At 57.7% G+C, this 17786-nt stretch carries 20 protein-coding genes and 1 tRNA gene; 12 read left to right on the top strand and 9 right to left on the bottom strand.

All coding sequences use genetic code 11. The features are described 5' to 3' along the window. Window positions 1–9: 9 nt before the first annotated feature. From SPE70_RS05910 to SPE70_RS05900, 3 genes are all read right to left on the bottom strand, one after another. Window positions 10–255, bottom strand: coding sequence for a hypothetical protein (locus tag SPE70_RS05910; RefSeq protein WP_063266827.1), 246 nt, complete (start codon window positions 253–255; stop codon window positions 10–12). Beyond that, the gene (locus SPE70_RS26385) at window positions 245–1357 is read right to left on the bottom strand and encodes a ShlB/FhaC/HecB family hemolysin secretion/activation protein (protein WP_064166060.1); all 1113 of its coding nucleotides are present in this window, start codon (window positions 1355–1357) and stop codon (window positions 245–247) included. Before SPE70_RS26385 ends, SPE70_RS05910 begins: the two co-directional genes overlap by 11 nt. Before the next feature lie 286 nt (window positions 1358–1643). Then, window positions 1644–1720, bottom strand: a tRNA-Arg gene (locus SPE70_RS05900). A 339-nt stretch (window positions 1721–2059) separates the two neighbouring features. On the opposite strand from SPE70_RS05900, the gene folD reads away from it, so the two are divergent. Together folD and ybcJ are read left to right on the top strand one after the other, a co-directional pair. After that, window positions 2060–2926 (top strand): bifunctional methylenetetrahydrofolate dehydrogenase/methenyltetrahydrofolate cyclohydrolase FolD, encoded by an 867-nt coding sequence (gene folD / locus SPE70_RS05895; RefSeq protein WP_004143017.1) that lies wholly within the window; start codon window positions 2060–2062, stop codon window positions 2924–2926. A gap of 1 nt (window position 2927) precedes the next feature. Next, window positions 2928–3140 (top strand): ribosome-associated protein YbcJ, encoded by a 213-nt coding sequence (ybcJ, locus tag SPE70_RS05890; RefSeq protein ID WP_004143016.1) that lies wholly within the window; start codon window positions 2928–2930, stop codon window positions 3138–3140. Window positions 3141–3185: 45 nt separating this feature from the next. On the opposite strand, the gene cysS is transcribed toward ybcJ, so the two are convergent. Then, window positions 3186–4571, bottom strand: a complete 1386-nt coding sequence (gene cysS, locus SPE70_RS05885; protein WP_004143010.1) for a cysteine--tRNA ligase — start codon at window positions 4569–4571, stop codon at window positions 3186–3188. A 175-nt stretch (window positions 4572–4746) separates the two neighbouring features. On the opposite strand from cysS, the gene ppiB reads away from it, so the two are divergent. From ppiB to mnmH, 6 genes are all read left to right on the top strand, one after another. Continuing rightward, complete coding sequence (gene ppiB / locus SPE70_RS05880; protein ID WP_008805471.1) at window positions 4747–5241, top strand: peptidylprolyl isomerase B; 495 nt, start codon at window positions 4747–4749, stop codon at window positions 5239–5241. Window positions 5242–5244: 3 nt separating this feature from the next. Next, on the top strand, window positions 5245–5967 hold the full coding sequence (lpxH, locus tag SPE70_RS05875) for a UDP-2,3-diacylglucosamine diphosphatase (protein ID WP_032732630.1): 723 nt from the start codon (window positions 5245–5247) through the stop codon (window positions 5965–5967). A 107-nt stretch (window positions 5968–6074) separates the two neighbouring features. Further along, window positions 6075–6413 carry a hypothetical protein gene (locus SPE70_RS05870; RefSeq protein ID WP_016160410.1) on the top strand — a complete coding sequence of 113 codons (339 nt, stop codon included), beginning with the start codon at window positions 6075–6077 and terminating at the stop codon, window positions 6411–6413. A gap of 96 nt (window positions 6414–6509) precedes the next feature. Continuing rightward, window positions 6510–7019, top strand: coding sequence for a 5-(carboxyamino)imidazole ribonucleotide mutase (gene purE / locus SPE70_RS05865; protein ID WP_004151322.1), 510 nt, complete (start codon window positions 6510–6512; stop codon window positions 7017–7019). Further along, window positions 7016–8083 carry a 5-(carboxyamino)imidazole ribonucleotide synthase gene (gene purK, locus SPE70_RS05860; RefSeq protein WP_008805468.1) on the top strand — a complete coding sequence of 356 codons (1068 nt, stop codon included), beginning with the start codon at window positions 7016–7018 and terminating at the stop codon, window positions 8081–8083. Before purE ends, purK begins: the two co-directional genes overlap by 4 nt. Window positions 8084–8194: 111 nt before the next feature. Further along, window positions 8195–9271 carry a tRNA 2-selenouridine(34) synthase MnmH gene (gene mnmH, locus SPE70_RS05855; RefSeq protein ID WP_012542651.1) on the top strand — a complete coding sequence of 359 codons (1077 nt, stop codon included), beginning with the start codon at window positions 8195–8197 and terminating at the stop codon, window positions 9269–9271. 106 nt (window positions 9272–9377) lie between these two features. Here the strand turns inward: mnmH and SPE70_RS05850 are convergent, their stop codons facing one another. Beyond that, on the bottom strand, window positions 9378–10523 hold the full coding sequence (locus SPE70_RS05850) for a porin (RefSeq protein ID WP_016160408.1): 1146 nt from the start codon (window positions 10521–10523) through the stop codon (window positions 9378–9380). Between the two features lie 91 nt (window positions 10524–10614). Between SPE70_RS05850 and SPE70_RS05845 the strand changes: the two genes are divergently transcribed. Further along, window positions 10615–10743 carry a hypothetical protein gene (locus SPE70_RS05845; protein ID WP_046620513.1) on the top strand — a complete coding sequence of 43 codons (129 nt, stop codon included), beginning with the start codon at window positions 10615–10617 and terminating at the stop codon, window positions 10741–10743. Here SPE70_RS05845 and ybbP read toward each other — a convergent pair. Together ybbP and ybbA are read right to left on the bottom strand one after the other, a co-directional pair. Further along, window positions 10705–13119 carry a putative ABC transporter permease subunit YbbP gene (gene ybbP / locus SPE70_RS05840; protein ID WP_016160407.1) on the bottom strand — a complete coding sequence of 805 codons (2415 nt, stop codon included), beginning with the start codon at window positions 13117–13119 and terminating at the stop codon, window positions 10705–10707. The genes SPE70_RS05845 and ybbP overlap by 39 nt on opposite strands. Further along, window positions 13116–13802 carry a putative ABC transporter ATP-binding protein YbbA gene (ybbA, locus tag SPE70_RS05835; protein ID WP_008805463.1) on the bottom strand — a complete coding sequence of 229 codons (687 nt, stop codon included), beginning with the start codon at window positions 13800–13802 and terminating at the stop codon, window positions 13116–13118. Before ybbA ends, ybbP begins: the two co-directional genes overlap by 4 nt. Here ybbA and tesA point away from each other — a divergent pair. Genes tesA through SPE70_RS05820 form a run of 3 tightly spaced genes read left to right on the top strand, consistent with a single transcriptional unit; the run spans window position 13773 to window position 16108 of the window. Next, a complete protein-coding gene (gene tesA / locus SPE70_RS05830; RefSeq protein WP_012542655.1) occupies window positions 13773–14396 on the top strand; it encodes a multifunctional acyl-CoA thioesterase I/protease I/lysophospholipase L1 in 624 nt (207 codons plus the stop codon). The genes ybbA and tesA overlap by 30 nt on opposite strands. Then, entirely contained in the window at window positions 14386–15195 is an 810-nt protein-coding gene (locus SPE70_RS05825; RefSeq protein ID WP_009484702.1) for an SDR family oxidoreductase, read from the top strand. Before tesA ends, SPE70_RS05825 begins: the two co-directional genes overlap by 11 nt. A 58-nt stretch (window positions 15196–15253) precedes the next feature. After that, on the top strand, window positions 15254–16108 hold the full coding sequence (locus tag SPE70_RS05820) for a co-chaperone YbbN (protein ID WP_008805461.1): 855 nt from the start codon (window positions 15254–15256) through the stop codon (window positions 16106–16108). Between the two features lie 96 nt (window positions 16109–16204). Here the strand turns inward: SPE70_RS05820 and fetB are convergent, their stop codons facing one another. Both fetB and fetA read right to left on the bottom strand, forming a co-directional pair. After that, the gene (gene fetB / locus SPE70_RS05815; RefSeq protein ID WP_008805460.1) at window positions 16205–16987 is read right to left on the bottom strand and encodes an iron efflux ABC transporter permease subunit FetB; all 783 of its coding nucleotides are present in this window, start codon (window positions 16985–16987) and stop codon (window positions 16205–16207) included. Further along, window positions 16974–17651 (bottom strand): iron efflux ABC transporter ATP-binding subunit FetA, encoded by a 678-nt coding sequence (gene fetA / locus SPE70_RS05810; protein ID WP_012968804.1) that lies wholly within the window; start codon window positions 17649–17651, stop codon window positions 16974–16976. Before fetA ends, fetB begins: the two co-directional genes overlap by 14 nt. Window positions 17652–17786 lie beyond the last annotated feature (135 nt).

Below are 17786 nucleotides of genomic sequence, written 5' to 3'. Positions count from 1 at the left end.
CGACATAGATTAAAATCCCTTTACTTTAAAAAGGCGGAATAATGCGAGTCCAATGCCTCCAATGCTTCCACCATAAAGTCCTAATTTCGCTCCGTGCAAAACATCCTGCCAAGTTGTATTAAAACCATCGCCAAGCAGCCACAGTAACAACGAAAAAAAAATCTTTCCGCATACAGATAATGCGATCATGAATAAAATCGTAGCAACTAAGAGAAATAGAGACTGAACACATCTAACTCGGAGATCATTTTTCATTTTTATCTCCTATTTTTTTTATTACCTGTTCAGCTCCTTTACCGCCTCCCTCTGATATTACTGAAGCTCCAATATTACCCATATTGCCTGGAAGCTTACCAGGCAACATCTCCTTAGAGATCCCCAGTTGACCTTTAATTTCGGTATATTTCAGCAGGTCAGGATTAAACTTAGGATCCCAGCCGCCGGTTAGCCATTTACCAGCCGCATTTGTGCCTGAAGAGATTAGTTTGCCTCCCCAGTAACCGCCAGCAGAACCCAGACCATTAGTAATTGCTCCTGTTAAAGGATTGTCACCGTTGATCTGATTGGTTAGCGCGCCACCGGCTGCATTCCAGCCCACTGTTCCCCATAAGCCATTCCCTATGCTTGCAACGTTTATCCAGCCAGCAACAACAGAGTTACCTGTACTCTTCTGGCCGCTGTTGTCGACGCTCATCGACAACAAAAGTGGGCGCTCCGCTGTCGCCGTCAGGTTAACGATTGAACCGCCAGGTTTTTCGCCCGGCTGGATTTCAATTTGCACAGGCGTCGCGCGCGTGCGGTTAATCTGCTCCATCCCCTGTTCGATATCACGCAGGTTAAGAATATGGCCTTCCAGCCCTGGAAACGCCATTGTTAACTCACGTTTAGCCGCCCCTTCCATGGTGATTTTTTCGAGCTTTCCTTCAAGAATAGTCAGATGTAATACCCCGGAACGTAAATCCTGCTCGGTCAGAAAAGCGCGGCTGGTAATATATCCCCGACTGATATACCAGTCGGAAATAATATTTACGAGTTTAGTAATACGCGCAATATCCATGCATTGCCCAAGCCAGGGCCGGACTATTTTTTGCTGCTGACGCGGATCAATAAGCGTCGCGCCATCTAACGCGATGCGATGGATAGAAAAACAGGGGCCATCAGAGGCTTCAGGCTGCGCAGGCATCGCCGCGTGAAGGCTTGGCGTGGCGCGCTCCAGCGATTCACGTTGCTGCTGGTTCTGACGCAGTAATTGTTGCTGCTGTTGCTCAACGCTGTCGCGATCGGTTGGCGATAAAAAAGCGGCGTGGGTGGTCAGACTCAGCGTCATTAGTCCCAGAGCCAAATACAGAGATTTCATCCGTGTTCTCGTTATTACTTAACGTGCAGTGCAAAAACATATTCCATTATATGTTGCGCGGATTTAAGCATGAAACTTACGGTATGTGAACATGAAATAATGAATGAGGATCGTTTTTAGGATAATGACTTTTGCGCAGCAAAATAGACGGCAGGGGAAAATAACGAATGTATTAACGCGTAGTTGAAATATGTTTTTCAACCGCAATAGCACAGCCAGGTTACAGGATAGGGAAAATGGTGTCCGGTACGAAAAAGCAGCAAGAGGATAAGAAGCTGATATTGAATGGCACGCCCTACAGGATTCGAACCTGTGACCTACGGCTTAGAAGGCCGTTGCTCTATCCAGCTGAGCTAAGGGCGCCCTGAGAAGCGAGTGCTTCGCGGAGTGAAACGCCTGGAATTATACGGTCCACGTCCGTTGAGTCAATCCATTTTGCCAGGAAACTGCGGGGCTTATACGATGCTGGCGAAATATCCCTCAGCAACTGTACAAGAAGCATACCACCGGGGCTCATGCGCGCGAAAATTCACTTAGTGGCCAGGCGCAACACACCAATGACCCTGGGCTTAACAGGGTCAAAACAGGCTAAATTCACCGCAGACAGGATAAAACAGCAAACGAGGACTGACAGCGAGGCCCGCTTCTGACAAAATATCCTCATCCCCCTTTCGTAAAGATACAGATGGAATCCTCTCTCTGATGGCAGCAAAAATTATTGACGGTAAAACGATTGCGCAGCAGGTACGCTCTGAGGTTGCGGAAAAAGTGAAGGCTCGCGTTGCGGCCGGAAAACGCGCCCCTGGGCTGGCCGTCGTGCTGGTCGGTAGCAACCCGGCCTCGCAGATTTATGTCGGCAGCAAGCGCAAAGCATGTGAAGAAGTGGGCTTCGTCTCCCGCTCTTACGATCTCCCGGAAACCACCAGCGAAGCCGAGCTGCTGGAGCTTATCGACACCCTGAATGCCGATAAGACCATCGACGGTATTCTGGTTCAGCTGCCCCTGCCGGCAGGGATCGACAACGTCAAAGTGCTCGAGCGCATCGCGCCGGATAAAGACGTCGACGGCTTCCATCCCTATAACGTTGGCCGCCTGTGCCAGCGCGCGCCGCGCCTGCGTCCGTGCACTCCGCGCGGTATCGTGACCTTGCTGGAACGCTACAATATCGACACCTACGGCCTCAATGCGGTGGTCATTGGCGCGTCCAATATCGTCGGTCGCCCGATGAGCATGGAGCTGCTGCTGGCCGGCTGCACCACCACCGTGACCCACCGCTTTACCAAAAACCTGCGCCATCACGTCGAAAACGCCGACCTGCTGATCGTCGCGGTAGGTAAACCGGGCTTTATTCCTGGCGAGTGGATTAAAGAAGGGGCGATTGTGGTCGATGTCGGCATTAACCGTCTGGAAAGCGGCAAAGTGGTCGGCGACGTGGTGTATGAAGATGCCGCCGAACGCGCGTCCTACATCACCCCGGTTCCCGGCGGCGTTGGCCCGATGACCGTCGCCACCCTGATTCAGAACACGCTGCAGGCGTGCGAAGAGTATCACGACGTTGAGGAGGCCTGAGATGGCGACATTTTCCTTAGGTAAACACCCGCACGTTGAGCTGTGCGATCTGCTGAAGCTGGAAGGCTGGAGCGAAAGCGGCGCCCAGGCGAAAATCGCTATCGCTGACGGGCTGGTGAAAGTTGACGGCGCGGTGGAAACCCGCAAACGCTGCAAAATCGTCGCCGGTCAGACGGTGAGCTTTGAAGGCCAGAGCGTCACCGTCACGGCCTGACAACGAAAAGAAAAACGCCCGCTTTTGCGGGCGTTTTTTTATGGCTTACTTCCGGCGCCAGGTGGTGCCCTGCGGGCCATCTTCCAGCACAATGCCCATCTCGTTAAGACGGTCGCGCGCCGCATCCGCCGCCGCCCAGTCTTTCGCTTTACGCGCGTCCAGACGCTGCTGGATCAGCGATTCGATCTCCGCCACTTCCGCGTCGTCAACCTGCGCGCCGCTCTGCAGGAACGCCTCCGGCTCCTGCTCCAGCAGACCCAGCACCGCAGCAAGCTTACGCAGGTGGGCCGCCATGGCATTTGCCGCTGCGGCGTCCTCGGTTTTCAGGCGGTTTACTTCACGCGCCATATCGAACAGCACCGAATAGGCTTCCGGGGTGTTGAAGTCGTCGTCCATTGCCTCGATAAAGCGTGCTTCGAAGGCTTCGCCACCCGCCGCGTCGACGGATTTGTCCGTCCCGCGCAGCGCGGTGTACAGACGCTCCAGCGCCGAACGCGCCTGCTTGAGGTTCTCTTCGCTGTAGTTCAGCTGGCTGCGATAGTGGCCGGACATCAGGAAGTAGCGAATCGTCTCCGCATCGTAATACTTCAGCACGTCGCGGACGGTAAAGAAGTTACCCAGCGATTTCGACATCTTCTCGCGGTCAACCATCACCATGCCGGAGTGCATCCAGTAGTTAACGTACTCGCCGTCATGGGCGCAGGTGGACTGGGCGATTTCGTTTTCATGATGCGGGAACATCAGATCCGAACCGCCGCCATGAATATCGAAGTGGTTGCCGAGCTGCTTGCAGTTCATCGCCGAGCACTCGATATGCCAGCCCGGACGACCCGCGCCCCACGGCGACGGCCAGCTTGGCTCGCCCTCTTTCGACATCTTCCACAGGACGAAGTCCATCGGATTCCGCTTGACGTCAACCACGTCGACGCGCGCCCCCGCCTGCAGCTGATCGAGATCCTGACGCGACAGCAGACCGTAGTTCGGGTCCGTCGGCACGTCAAACATCACGTCGCCGTTATCTGCGACGTAAGCATGGCCTTTAGCGATCAGCTGCTCGGTGATCTCAATGATCTCCGCGATATGGTGCGTTGCGCGCGGTTCGCTGTCGGGACGCAGAATATTCAGCGCGTCAAAATCTTTGTGCATTTCGGCAATCATGCGATCGACCAGCGCGACAAAGCTTTCGCCGTTTTCATTAGCGCGCTTAATGATTTTGTCATCGATATCGGTGATATTGCGCACGTACTTGAGCTTATAGCCAAGAAAACGCAGATAGCGCGCCACGACGTCAAAGGAGACGAAGGTACGGCCATGGCCGATATGACAGAGATCGTAAACGGTAATACCACACACGTACATGCCGACTTCCCCGGCATGGATAGGTTTAAATTCCTCTTTCTGGCGCGTCAGTGTATTAAAAATTTTTAACATCGAAGATTCCGTGTAGACGTGTGTGGGTAATGAAGTCTCTATAATACCCATAATTCAGACCGGACGCAGCACACATTGCAAGGTGCATCGACCCCCGCGGTTATGCTATAACACCCCCCTATATCTCACCCGACATCGGGTGCTGGCACCACACTCATCGGAACAGGATGCAAAAATGGTTACTTTCCACACCAATCATGGCGATATCGTAATCAAAACGTTTGACGACAAAGCGCCGGAAACAGTTAAAAACTTCCTGGACTACTGCCGCGAAGGTTTCTACGACAACACCATTTTCCACCGTGTTATCAACGGCTTTATGATTCAGGGCGGCGGTTTCGAACCGGGCATGAAACAAAAAGAGACCAAATCTCCGATTCAGAACGAAGCGAACAACGGCCTGAAAAACACCCGTGGTACGCTGGCAATGGCCCGTACTCAGGCGCCGCACTCCGCCACCGCCCAGTTCTTCATCAACGTGGCCGATAACGACTTCCTGAACTTCTCTGGCGAAAGCCTGCAGGGTTGGGGCTACTGCGTTTTCGCCGAAGTGGTTGAAGGCATGGACGTGGTAGACAAAATCAAAGCGGTTGCCACCGGCCGCAGCGGCATGCACCAGGATGTGCCGAAAGATGATGTGATCATCAAAAGCGTCACCGTCAGCGAGTAATTCGTGGCGACACTTTTTATTGCAGATTTGCACCTGCAAACAGAAGAACCGGCGATCACCGCCGGTTTTCTGCGTTTTTTACAGGGAGAAGCCCGCCAGGCGGACGCCCTGTATATCCTTGGCGATCTGTTTGAGGCGTGGATCGGCGATGACGATCCGAACCCGCTGCACCAACAAATTGCCTCGGCAATCAAAGCCGTCGTCGACGCCGGCGTGCCGTGCTACTTCATCCACGGCAACCGCGATTTTCTCGTCGGCCAGCGCTTTGCCCGCCAGAGCGGGATGCTCCTGCTCGCCGAAGAAGAGCGACTGGACCTCTATGGCCGTGAAGTGTTGATTATGCATGGCGACACGCTGTGCACCGATGACCCAGGCTATCTGGCGTTTCGCGCCAAAGTCCACACCCCGTGGATCCAGCGTCTGTTCCTGGCCCTGCCGCTGTTGATCCGCCGCCGCATCGCCGCCCGCATGCGCGCCGACAGCAAAGCCGCCAACAGCAGTAAATCAATGGACATTATGGATGTGAATCCACAGGCGGTAGTTGACGTCATGGAAAGACATCATGTGCAGTGGCTGATCCACGGCCATACCCATCGCCCGGCGGTCCATGAACTGCAGGCCAACGGCCAACCCGCATGGCGCGTGGTACTTGGCGCCTGGCACAGCGAAGGTTCGATGGTCAAGGTGACACCGGACGACGTCGAACTGATCCACTTTCCGTTCTAGTTCCTGCGCGAGCACAATTCCGAAACCGTCTTTTGCCCGGGTAAAGGTGCGCGCTTCCCCGCGTCCTGCATGCTAGTCTCCCACGACATCACTCTCAAGGAACGAGCATGAACAGAAAAAAGTGGAGTCAGCCGCTGATGTGGGGAACGATCATCGCGATCCTCAATCCGTTAGGGGTAAGTTATATCGCCTTAGTCGGCGTCGCTATTGGCAACACGCTGACGTTTGTCTGGTGTGCAATGCTGGCGTGGGCCATCTATTTCTATGCCATTTATTTGCTCTGTACCCGCCCTCACGATAGTCGGCTGGTACAAATCTATTTACTGGTGATGGGCACCCTGATGCTCCCGTGGGGGGTAGTGCTGCTCATCACCTGTATCATGAATGAGATAAAGGCCACTAAGCCGCGATCGACGTCATCACTGAACGAGACAAAAGACGGCTAACCATGCGCACGCAACCGTTTTCCTTGCTGGCAGTTCATGCTATTCTCTGTGGCCTCTAAAGCAGTGTGAAACACACCCACAGGAGTTTTAAGACGCATGTCTTCCCGCAATAATTCGGCGCGTATCGCCATCGTGATGGGGTCCAAAAGCGACTGGGCTACCATGCAATTTACCGCAGAAATCCTTGATGCCCTGAACGTTCCGTACCATGTCGAAGTGGTCTCCGCCCACCGTACGCCTGATAAGCTGTTCAGCTTTGCTGAAAGCGCCGAGAGCCACGGTTATCAGGTGATTATTGCAGGGGCAGGCGGCGCGGCGCATCTGCCGGGCATGATTGCGGCGAAAACCCTGGTGCCGGTGCTCGGCGTACCGGTTCAGAGCGCGGCCTTAAGCGGTGTCGACAGCCTCTACTCCATTGTGCAAATGCCGCGCGGCATTCCGGTCGGTACGCTGGCTATCGGCAAAGCTGGCGCAGCGAATGCTGGCCTGCTCGCCGCGCAGATCCTTGCCCAGCATGATGCCGAACTGCACCAGCGCCTGAGCGCCTGGCGTCAGGCACAAACCGATGAAGTGCTGGATAACCCGGATCCGCGGGGTGCGGCATGAAACAGGTATGCGTGCTCGGTAACGGTCAGTTAGGTCGCATGCTGCGCCAGGCCGGTGAGCCGCTGGGCATCGCCGTCTGGCCGGTGGGGCTGGAAGCCGACCCGGAAGCGGTGCCGTTCCAGCAGAGCGTCATCACGGCAGAAATTGAACGCTGGCCGGAAACCGCCCTCACCCGCGAGCTGGCCCGCCATCCGGCGTTCGTCAACCGCGATGTCTTCCCGATTATCGCCGACCGCCTGACGCAAAAGCAGCTGTTCGACAAGCTTGGCCTGGCCACTGCCCCGTGGCAGCTGCTGGCGGATAAAAGCGAATGGCCGGCGGTGTTTGCTCGTCTCGGCGAGCTGGCGATCGTTAAGCGTCGCGTCGGCGGCTACGACGGCCGCGGCCAGTGGCGCCTGCGCGCTGACGAAACCGCGCAACTCCCGGAGGATAACTACGGCGAGTGCATCGTCGAGCAGGGGATTAACTTCTCCGGCGAAGTGTCTCTGGTGGGCGCCCGCGCTCATGACGGTAGCACCGTCTTCTACCCGCTGACCCGCAACCTGCATCAGGACGGTATTCTGCGCGCCAGCGTGGCCTTCCCGCAGGCCAATGCCCGCCAGCAGGAACAAGCGGAAAGCATGCTGACGGCGATCATGAACGAGCTGAACTACGTCGGCGTGATGGCGATGGAGTGCTTCGTCACCGCCGAGGGGCTGCTGATCAACGAGCTGGCGCCGCGCGTGCACAACAGCGGCCACTGGACGCAAAATGGCGCCTCCATCAGCCAGTTTGAACTGCATCTGCGAGCGATTACCGACCTGCCGCTGCCGCCGCCGGTGGTCAACAGCCCGTCGGTAATGATCAACCTGATCGGCACCGATCTCAACTACGACTGGCTGAAGCTGCCGCTGGTGCACCTGCACTGGTACGATAAAGAGGTGCGTCCGGGTCGCAAAGTCGGGCACCTGAACCTCACCGACAGCGATACCGATCGCCTGAGCGCGACGCTGGAAGCGATCAAGCCGCTGCTGCCGCCGGAGTACACCAGCGGCCTGTTCTGGGCGCAATCGCAGCTCAGCTAAGCCCTGCGTGCCGGGGATTTGATCTATCCCCTTCCCCGGCACACCTTGAGGCGCGTACAATCCCCCCCTTGCTGTAAAGCCCATTTCTGTTTTGACTTCAGAGGATACCCCATGACCAATGGGACGGATTATCGCGCCATTCTCGCCAGCGATACGCCACTGATTGACGTACGCGCCCCGGTGGAGTTTAGCCAAAGCGCGATGCCGGCGGCGATCAACCTGCCGCTAATGAATGATGAAGAACGCGCCGCGGTCGGCACCTGCTACAAGCGTCAGGGACCAGAGGCGGCGCTGGCGCTCGGCCATAAGCTGGTTGATGGCGACCTGCGCGCCAGCCGGATCCAGGCGTGGCTGGAAGCGTGCGCCCGTTACCCGCACGGTTACCTGTGCTGCGCCCGCGGCGGCCAGCGATCGCATATCGTCCAGCAGTGGCTGAAAGACGCTGGCGTGGAGTACCCCCTGATCGTCGGCGGCTATAAAGCGCTACGCCAGGCGGCGATCCAGGCCACCGACGAACTGGTGCAGCGCCCGATTGTGCTGATTGGCGGCTGCACCGGCAATGGCAAAACTCAGCTGGTCTGCTCGCGACCGGACGGTATCGATCTGGAAGGGCTTGCCCATCACCGCGGTTCTTCATTCGGTCGAACCCTGCAGGATCAGCACCCGCAGGCCACCTTTGAAAACCATCTGGCGGTCAGCCTGCTTAAAAAAGCCGAACAGCAGACCCGCTGGGTGCTGGAAGATGAAGGCCATATGATCGGTGCCAACCATCTGCCGGAGTGCCTGCGCCTCCGCATGGCGCAATCGCCGCTGGCGGTGGTGGAAGATCCATTTGACGTTCGCCTCGAACGGCTGCGCGAAGAGTACTTCGATCGCATGTATCGCGACTTCATCGCCGCGTATGGCGAAGAGAAAGGCTGGCTGGCATACGGCGAGTACCTCCATCATGGTCTGTTTGCCATCCGCCGTCGCCTGGGGCTGCAGCGTTTTGCTCAGCTGACTGAACGGCTCGACGCGGCGCTGGCGCAGCAGCAGCGCACCGCCAGCACCGAGGCGCACTTCGCCTGGCTGGTGCCGCTGCTGGAAGAATACTACGACCCGATGTATCGCTATCAGTTGGGGAAAAAAGCCGGGAAGATCCTGTTTCGCGGCAACTGGCAGGAGGTCGCCGCCTGGCTGGCGAAGTAATCGCATGCGCTATTGTCCCGGCTTGCGGCGTAAACGCCTTAGCCGGGCTACCGCTCGGCGCGATTTGTAGCCCCGGTAGCGCAGCGCGACCGGGGGTTGTGACCGCTTAGAAGTCGTAGCGCAGACGCACCAGGTTCATATCCCCCAGGTTGTCGGTGCTGGAGGTAAACACGTGTTCGTAGTCAACGCGGAAACCGTAATCCAGCTGGAAGCTGATCCCCAGACCGTTATCGATACGCTGGTAGTTGCGGCCATTCACGTACTGCAGGCGGTCGCCCATAAAGTACGGCTGAATAGATTTAACAGCGTATTGATTGATCGGGAATTTATAGCCCGCAAAATATTCAATCCCCCAGGCGTCGCCGGCGAAGTAGTTATGCACATCGGTTTTTTTGGTGGTGAGGAAGTTCTGATACCAGCCGCCGCCGAAGGAGAAGGTCCAGTTATCCGGGGTCCAGCTCAGCGCGGTACCGACGATGTTCTGGTCATAGGTTTTGCTGTCGGCGCTTGACGGGTCGCGCATTTCGGCGCGGGTATAGTTCCATGCGGTACCCCAGGTCAGGTCCTTCATGATGTGGTAGTCCGCACCAACAGAACCGCCGCCTTTACGCTTGTAGCGCAGGCCGTTGCCAGGCAGATACTCACTATCTTCGAACAGATAAGAGCCGTATAGATCGACATCACCCACGGTTTTCTTATATTTCAGCATATTACGTGAACGATAGGAGCCATCGTAATCGCCGTTAATACCGTTTCCCGGGGCCTGGCCGATCATGTCGTAGTCCCAGATATCGGTTTTCACCCCCACCACATCATAGTAAATGCTGTTCTGCTGCCCGTAGGTTAATGTGCCCCAGGTATCGCTTTTCAGGCCGGTATACAGCATGCGGCGGGTGGTATTGTTTGCGCCTTCCGCGTAGTGGTTATCCCAGTCAAACAGTGCCGGAATGTTCACCCCCAGTTCGTAGTAGCTGATCCAGCTAATATCATCGAACAGGTAGTAATCCGCCGCGAAGCGGAAACGGGTGCCACCGTCGAAACCGTTACGCTTATAGGATCCTTTATCACCATCACCGCTCATCATGTTGAACTGCGGACGAATACTCCCGCCGACGGTAAAGTTAAGCCGGCTTAACGGATCGCCCGCCTGCGGATCTTGTTTCAGCAGCGTGATCTCCGCGTGGGAAGCAAATGAAGCGAACACCAGTGTTGCGCCGATCGAGACCGCCAGCGCTTTTATTTTATGTGCCATAGTTTTTCCTTGATTAATAAGCAACCTTATATTTACCAGCTGAATATTAACCGCGAATCAGTACAGCGTGTTGTCGGTTTTTTAATGTTTTGTGCGCTTAAAAATCAACGAGTTATCAATTTGTGCGCTTAAAATAAAAGCGCCGCCAAAAACGGCGGCGCATCATCAAAATGCAATAATCTTACTGGCTAAACTGACGGAACAACGCTTTCCCCTTTAACAAACGCAGCCCCAGCCCGCCGCCGCACAGAGATAACAACACCGCTCCCGTCAGCGGCAGCATCACCCACAAGCGCCAGTCCGGCGTCCAGGGGAAATCAAATACTTTCGTCTGCAGCATCGCCAGCGCCACTTCCGCGCCTATCGCCGCCACCAGTCCGGAAACCAGCCCCAGCAGGGCAAACTCCGCCCACAGCGTGGCGCGCAGCAGCGATTTCCCGGCCCCCAGCGTGCGCCAGACCACCAGCTCCTGATGCCGCTGGCGCATACCGACCTGGACCTGCGCCAGCAACAGCAGCACGCCGCAGGCCGTGACCAGGCCCACCATCACCTCCAGCGCCCGGCTGACCTGGGAGAGCACCTGGCCGACCTGACGCAGGATGGCGCCGATATCCAACAAGCTAACGGTGGGAAACTCGCGGTTCAACTGGGTCAACATCGCGGGACCGTTATCCCAGCGGAAGCTGGTGAGCCAGCTCTGCGGCTGCCCGTCCAGCGCCCCGGAGGGGAAAATAAAGAAGAAGTTGGGCCGCAGGCTCTCCCAGTCAACTTTGCGCACGCTGCTGACCTTCGCGCTGAAGTCCTGAGTATCGCCGGTAAAGGTCACCGTATCGCCGATCTTCACCCCCAGCCGCTGCGCCAGTCCCTCTTCAATCGATACCTCGCCCGGCTTCGGCGGCCAGTTGCCGGCCACCAGCGGATTATGATCCGGACGATCGGCGCTCCAGGTCAGATTGAGTTCCCGGTTAAGCGCTTCATCTTTGTTACCGTCCGTGGAGTGACCGTTGATCTGCGTCAGACGAGCCCGGACGATCGGATAAAATTCCGCCGCCCGGGTCTGGTGTTCGGCGAGGAAAGTCTTCACCGGCATTATCTGCTCAGGGGCAATATTGATCAGAAAGTAGTTCGGGCTTTCCCGGGGCAACTGCTGCTGCCAGCGGTCAAGCAGATCGCCGCGCAGCACCAGCAGCAGCGCCAGTAGCATAAACGACAGGGAAAACGCCGCCAGCTGGCTGAGGGTCGACCACGGCTGGCGCAGCAGGCGGTTCACCGCCAGACGCAGCGGCAAGGCTTTGAGCGTCAGGCGTTTGAGCAGCCACAGCAATCCCCAGCCCACCAGGCCGCACAGCAGCGCCAGCACCACCGCCCCGGCCAGCACCGACCACAGCAGCGGGCTGCCGCCCATCAGCCAGGCCAGCCCGCCGACCACCACCGCGCAGACCACAGGAATATAGTGTTTCAGCGGCCAGACGTTAGCCACCACATCCTGACGCAGCACTCGCAGCGGCAGGGTCGCCAGCAGCAGTCGATACGGCCGCAGGCCCACCAGCAGGGAAATGACGCCTGTCGCCCCGATAGCCCACAGCCACGGCCAACCGCTGGCAGCGGGTAGTGCGGCGGGCAGCACCGGTTTGAGCATCAACAGCAGCAGGCGCTCCAGCGCCAGGCCCACGACCCCGCCGCTTATTACCGACAGCGTCAGCAGCAGCAGCCACTGGCCGACGATGAGCTTGCGCAGCTGCGCCCGCCCGGCGCCCAGCGTCTTCAAAATTGCGACCAGATCGTAGCGACTGCGGCAGTAGTGGCTCATCGCCACGGCGATCGCGGCAACGGCCAGCAGCAGCGTCAACAGCGCGGATAACAGCAGGAATTGCTGCGAGCGCTCAAGGGATTTGCCCAGCGCGCTGTCGTCCTGTTCAAGGCCAGTCCAGCGATGTTCCGCGCCGAGCTTCGGCAGCAGCCATTGTTCATAATCCGCCAGCTGTTGCACGTTACCGGCGAACTTATAGCGCCATGCGACGCGACTGCCGGGCTGCACGGCCCCGGTTTTTGCCACGTCAGCCATATTCATCATCAGTCGCGGCGCCATCTGGAAGGGGTTAAACCCTGCATCCGGCTCCTGAATCACTTCCCCGGCAATGCGCAGCGTGGCATCGCCAACGTCAATCGTATCGCCGGTTTTCAGGTTCAGGAGCGCCATCAGCCTTGGCGCCAGCAGCACGCTCCCCGCCTGCGGCTTCAGCCCCGGCGGCTGCGTCTCGAGGGTGCCATACAGCGGATAACGGTCGTCCACCGCCTTAACGTCCGCCAGCTGCGGCGTATCACCGGCGAACGTCATGGTGGCGAAGCTCAGCTGCTCGCCGACGGTCAGCCCTGACTTCCGCGCTTGCGCGATCCACTCGGCGGGTACCTCGCGCGAACTGCGCAGCGTACGGTCGCCGGCCATAAACTCACGGCTTTGCTGGCTAAGGCCTTTCTCCATCCGATCGCTTATCGACCCCAGGGCCAGCACGCAGGCCACGGCGAGGCTTAACGCCAGCCAAACGATCAGCAGCGACGGCGAGCGCCATTCGCGCCAGAACCAGCGGGCGATCATGCTTCCTCCCGCAGCTGACCATCCACCAGGCGCAGACGGCGGTCGCAGCGCGCCGCCAGCAGCGGATCGTGAGTGACGAGGATCAGGGTGGTGCCGTGTTCGCGATTAAGCGAGAACAGCAGATCGGCAATTTTGTCCCCGGTCTGGCGATCGAGGTTGCCGGTGGGCTCATCGGCGAACAGGAGGGCCGGGCGCCCGTTGAAGGCCCGGGCCAGCGCCACCCGCTGCTGTTCGCCGCCGGAGAGCTGCGCCGGCAGGTGGTGCAGGCGTTTGCCAAGCCCCAGCTGCTCAAGCAGCGCGCGGGCATCGCCCTGGCTCTCACTGTCGCTGGCGCCGCGCAGCAGCGCCGGCAGCTCGACGTTCTCCAGGGCGTTGAGCGTCGGGATCAGCATAAACGACTGAAAAACAAAGCCAACGTGCTGCGCCCGCAGCGCCGCCCGCGCCTCCTCATCCATCCGATGCAGCGGTTTGCCCAGCATCGAGACTTCCCCGCTGCTGCCATCGTCCAGGCCAGCGAGGATCGCCAGCAGGGTCGATTTACCGGAACCTGACTCGCCGATCAGGGCGATGGTCTGCCGCGGTTTGACAACCAGCTCAACTCCGGTAAGGATGGAGAGCTGATGCTCTCCCTGACCGACGGACTTCTTAAGATGATGAACTTCAAGTATGTTTTCCGCTGGCATGTGCCTTTCCTGTTTTTGTTCCTGTTTACCTGCCGCGCAATGGCGGCGGACACGCTGCTGATCCTCGGCGACAGCCTGAGCGCTGGCTATCGAATGGCGGCCAACGCCGCCTGGCCTGCGCTGCTCAATGAGAAGTGGCAGGCGAAAACACCGGTGGTGAACGCCAGCATCAGCGGCGATACCTCGCAGCAGGGGCTGGCCCGCCTGCCAGCGCTGCTTAAGCAGCATCAGCCGCGCTGGGTGCTGGTTGAGCTCGGCGGCAATGACGGGCTGCGCGGTTTTCCGCCACAGCAGACCGAGCAAACACTGCGCACCATTATTAAAGATATCAAAGCGGCCAACGCCGAGCCGCTGCTGATGCAAATTCACCTGCCGGCGAACTATGGCCGCCGCTATAATGAAGCCTTCGGCGCGATTTACCCGGCCCTGGCCAAAGAGTTCGATATTCCTCTCCTGCCTTTTTTTATGGAGGAGGTCTATCTCAAACCGCAATGGATGCAGGACGACGGCATTCACCCAAATCGCGACGCGCAGCCGTTTATCGCCGACTGGATGGCGAACCGGCTGGCTCCCTTAGTTAATCATGACTCCTGAACGCCAGGGGTCGCTGACAGGTAAAGTTATGCAAAAAACGGTTTTAGTGACAGGCTGTTCCAGCGGAATTGGTCTGGAAAGCGCGCTGGATTTAACCCGCCAGGGCTTTCGCGTGCTGGCGGCCTGCCGCAAAGCGGAGGACGTCGCGCGGATGCAGGAGCTGGGGCTAACCGGTATTTTGCTCGATCTGGATGACCCACAGAGCGTGGAGCGCGCGGCGGCGGAGGTGATTGCGCTGACCGATAATCGTCTCTATGGCCTGTTCAATAACGCCGGTTATGGCGTCTATGGCCCGCTGAACACCATCAGCCGCCAGCAGATGGAACAGCAGTTTTCCGCCAACTTTTTCGGCGCGCATCAGCTGACCATGCTGCTGCTGCCGGCGATGACGCCGCACGGCGAAGGGCGCATCGTGATGACCTCCTCGGTGATGGGGCTTATCGCCAGTCCCGGTCGCGGGGCCTATGCCGCCAGTAAATACGCCCTCGAGGCGTGGTCCGATGCGCTACGCATGGAATTGCGCCACAGTGGTATTCAGGTCAGCCTGATTGAACCGGGCCCGATCCGCACCCGCTTTACCGATAACGTCAACCAGACGCAAAGCGATAAACCCGTAGAAAATCCGGGCATTGCCGCCCGCTTTACCCTCGGACCGGAGGCGGTGGTGGAAAAAGTGCGCCACGCTTTTACCAGCGATAAGCCAAAGCTGCGCTACCCGGTCACTCTGGTGACTCACGCGGTGGCGCTGCTCAAACGCCTGCTGCCTGCCCGCGCGATGGACAAAATTATCCACGGCTGAGTTGAAGCGCGGCATGCCGCCCCCATGTAAAACAGAAATCGACTAACGAGAAATGCCCATGTCCGAACAGAATATTGTCAATATTAGCGAAGCGAACCTGCAGCAGACGCTACAGCAGTCCATGAACGTCCCGGTGCTGTTTTATTTCTGGTCTGCCCGCAGCCAGCACTGCGAACAACTGACCCCAGTCCTCGAGCGCCTGGCCGCCCAGTATAACGGCCAGTTCACGCTGGCGAAGGTCGATTGCGACGCCGAGCAAATGCTCGCTTCACAGTTTGGTCTGCGCGCCATCCCTACAGTTTATCTGTTCCAGAACGGCCAGCCGGTGGACGGTTTTGAAGGCCCGCAGCCGGAGGAAGCGATTCGCGCCCTGCTGGATAAAGTCCTGCCGCGTGAAGAGGAGCTGAAAGCCCAGCAGGCGCTGGCCCTGATGCAGGAAGAAAAATACGCCGAGGCATTACCGCTGCTGAAGGAAGCCTGGCAGCTGTCGAATCAGGACAGCCAGATTGGTCTGCTGCTGGCGGAAACGCTGATTGCCCTTCACCGTTCCGATGAAGCGGAAAGCGTGCTGAAAACCATCCCGCTGCAGGATCAGGACACCCACTATCAGGGTCTGGTGGCGCAGATCGAGCTGCTCAAACAGGCCGCCGACACCCCGGAAATTCAGCAGTTGCAGCAGCAGGTGGAACAGAATCCGGACGATGCGCAGCTGGCCTCCCAGCTGGCGCTGCAGCTGCATCAGGTCGGGCGTAATGAAGAAGCGCTGGCGCTGCTGTTCAGCCATCTGCAGAAGGATTTAGGCGCCGGCGATGGCCAGGCGCGCAAGATGCTGCAGGAGATCCTCGCCGCCCTCGGTACCGGCGATGCGCTGGCCGCCAAATACCGCCGCCAGCTGTATTCGCTGCTGTACTAATCAGAGGCGCTGACCCGGATAGCGCTACGCTTATCCGGGCTACAGATTACGCCGTGGTAGCCCGGGTAAGGCGTGAACGCCGCAACCCGGGATCGTTCATGGGTGCTTTTTCAGCTGCGTTACCACCAGCTGATGACGGGCATTGAAGAACTTCCGGTAGGTCAGATAGCCGGCGATAATCGTCGACAGGCTGGCGGTCGACAGCAGCATAAAGGTCACCATGATCTGGTACTTAATCGCCTTCACCGGGTCAATACCGGCAAAAATTAGCCCCGACATCATCCCAGGCAAGCTCACCAGCCCGACCGTTTTCGCTGAATCGACGGTGGGAATCAATGACGCGCGAATGCTCTCGCGAATCAGCCGCGCCGCAGCCATCTTCGGCGTCGCGCCGAGGCTCAGCTTCTCCTGAATCTGCTGCTGCTCGCTGCTGAAGCGCTGGCCCATATTGTTGTAGCACAGCCCCACCGCCACCATGGCGTTCCCGGCCACCATCCCGGCAATCGGGATCACCTGCATCGGCACGAAGGCGATCGACCCCGAAAAGACCAGTACCGCCAACGTTAGTCCGGCGCCAGTGGTAATAGCGATAAACGACGAGACAAAAGCTTTATCGATATATTTACTGCGCTTCTTCGCATTCCACGCCGCGTTAAAGCAGATAAACAGCACCATCAACAGCGTCAGAACCGCATGATTGACGTTAAAGATATATTTCAGCACATAGCCGACGATAATCAGCTGCACGATCGCCCGGCAAATACTCCAGATAATATCTTTTTCCAGTGCCAGTTTTTCCCGATAGCTGACCAGAATAGCGATCAGCACCAGCACCATCGACAGCGCCAGCGATTCGTTCGTAATGTTATGCCCGTTCATGCTGTACCTCCTGCAGGTTTCCGCCGGCAGGTTGCAGCGTAATCACTTCATCGGCATGCGAAATTTCGTTGCGATCGTGGGTGACCCACAGAACAGCGACCTGTTTTTCCGTCGCGTAGCCATGAATAATGTCATTCACATTCTGTTTATTACTTTCATCCAGCGCGCTGGTAATTTCGTCCAGCAGCAGCACGCGCGGCAGAAATTGTAAATTGCGGATCAGCGATACGCGCTGCTTTTCCCCGCCGGACAGTTCGTTAATAGACTTTTCCAGCATATTTTCGCCAAGGCCAAAGCGCTGCAGGTCAGCCACCAGCGCCTGCGGATCGGGTTGTTTGTTGCGGATCTGCCACGGAAAAATCAGGTTATCGTAGACTGAATCACCGAACAGCGCCGGCGTCTGCGCGCAGTAAGACACCTGCTGACGATAGGTTTCCGGCGACAGCGTCGCGATATCCACATCGTCAAAAAACAGGCGTCCGGAGGTTGGGCTGAGCAGCGAGGCGATAATCTTCAGCAAGGTGCTTTTCCCGCAGCCGGAAGGCCCGGTAATCAGCTTAAATTCTCCGGGTCTGAGCTGAAGAGTGATATTGTGTAAAATAACTGCGTCGTCGGTCTTAAACCCCACACCCTCGAGACGCAAAAGCGCGTTATTTTCCTTCATGAGTCTTCCTGATTATTTTCTGAAACACCGCTAGTTTACCCCACTTTCCTTTCTCCAGGATGAGGAGAAAGATATACTCAGTTTAAACATGCGCTATTTCCTTGTAGCGCCCCACCAGGCAACAAGACAGGAGGT

It is taken from the genome of Klebsiella sp. ZJOU C1, from assembly GCF_035620215.1.
GTDB lineage: Bacteria > Pseudomonadota > Gammaproteobacteria > Enterobacterales > Enterobacteriaceae > Klebsiella > Klebsiella variicola.
The sequence above is the reverse complement of the archived record's forward strand: the minus strand, read 5'-3'. Positions and strand labels throughout refer to the sequence as shown.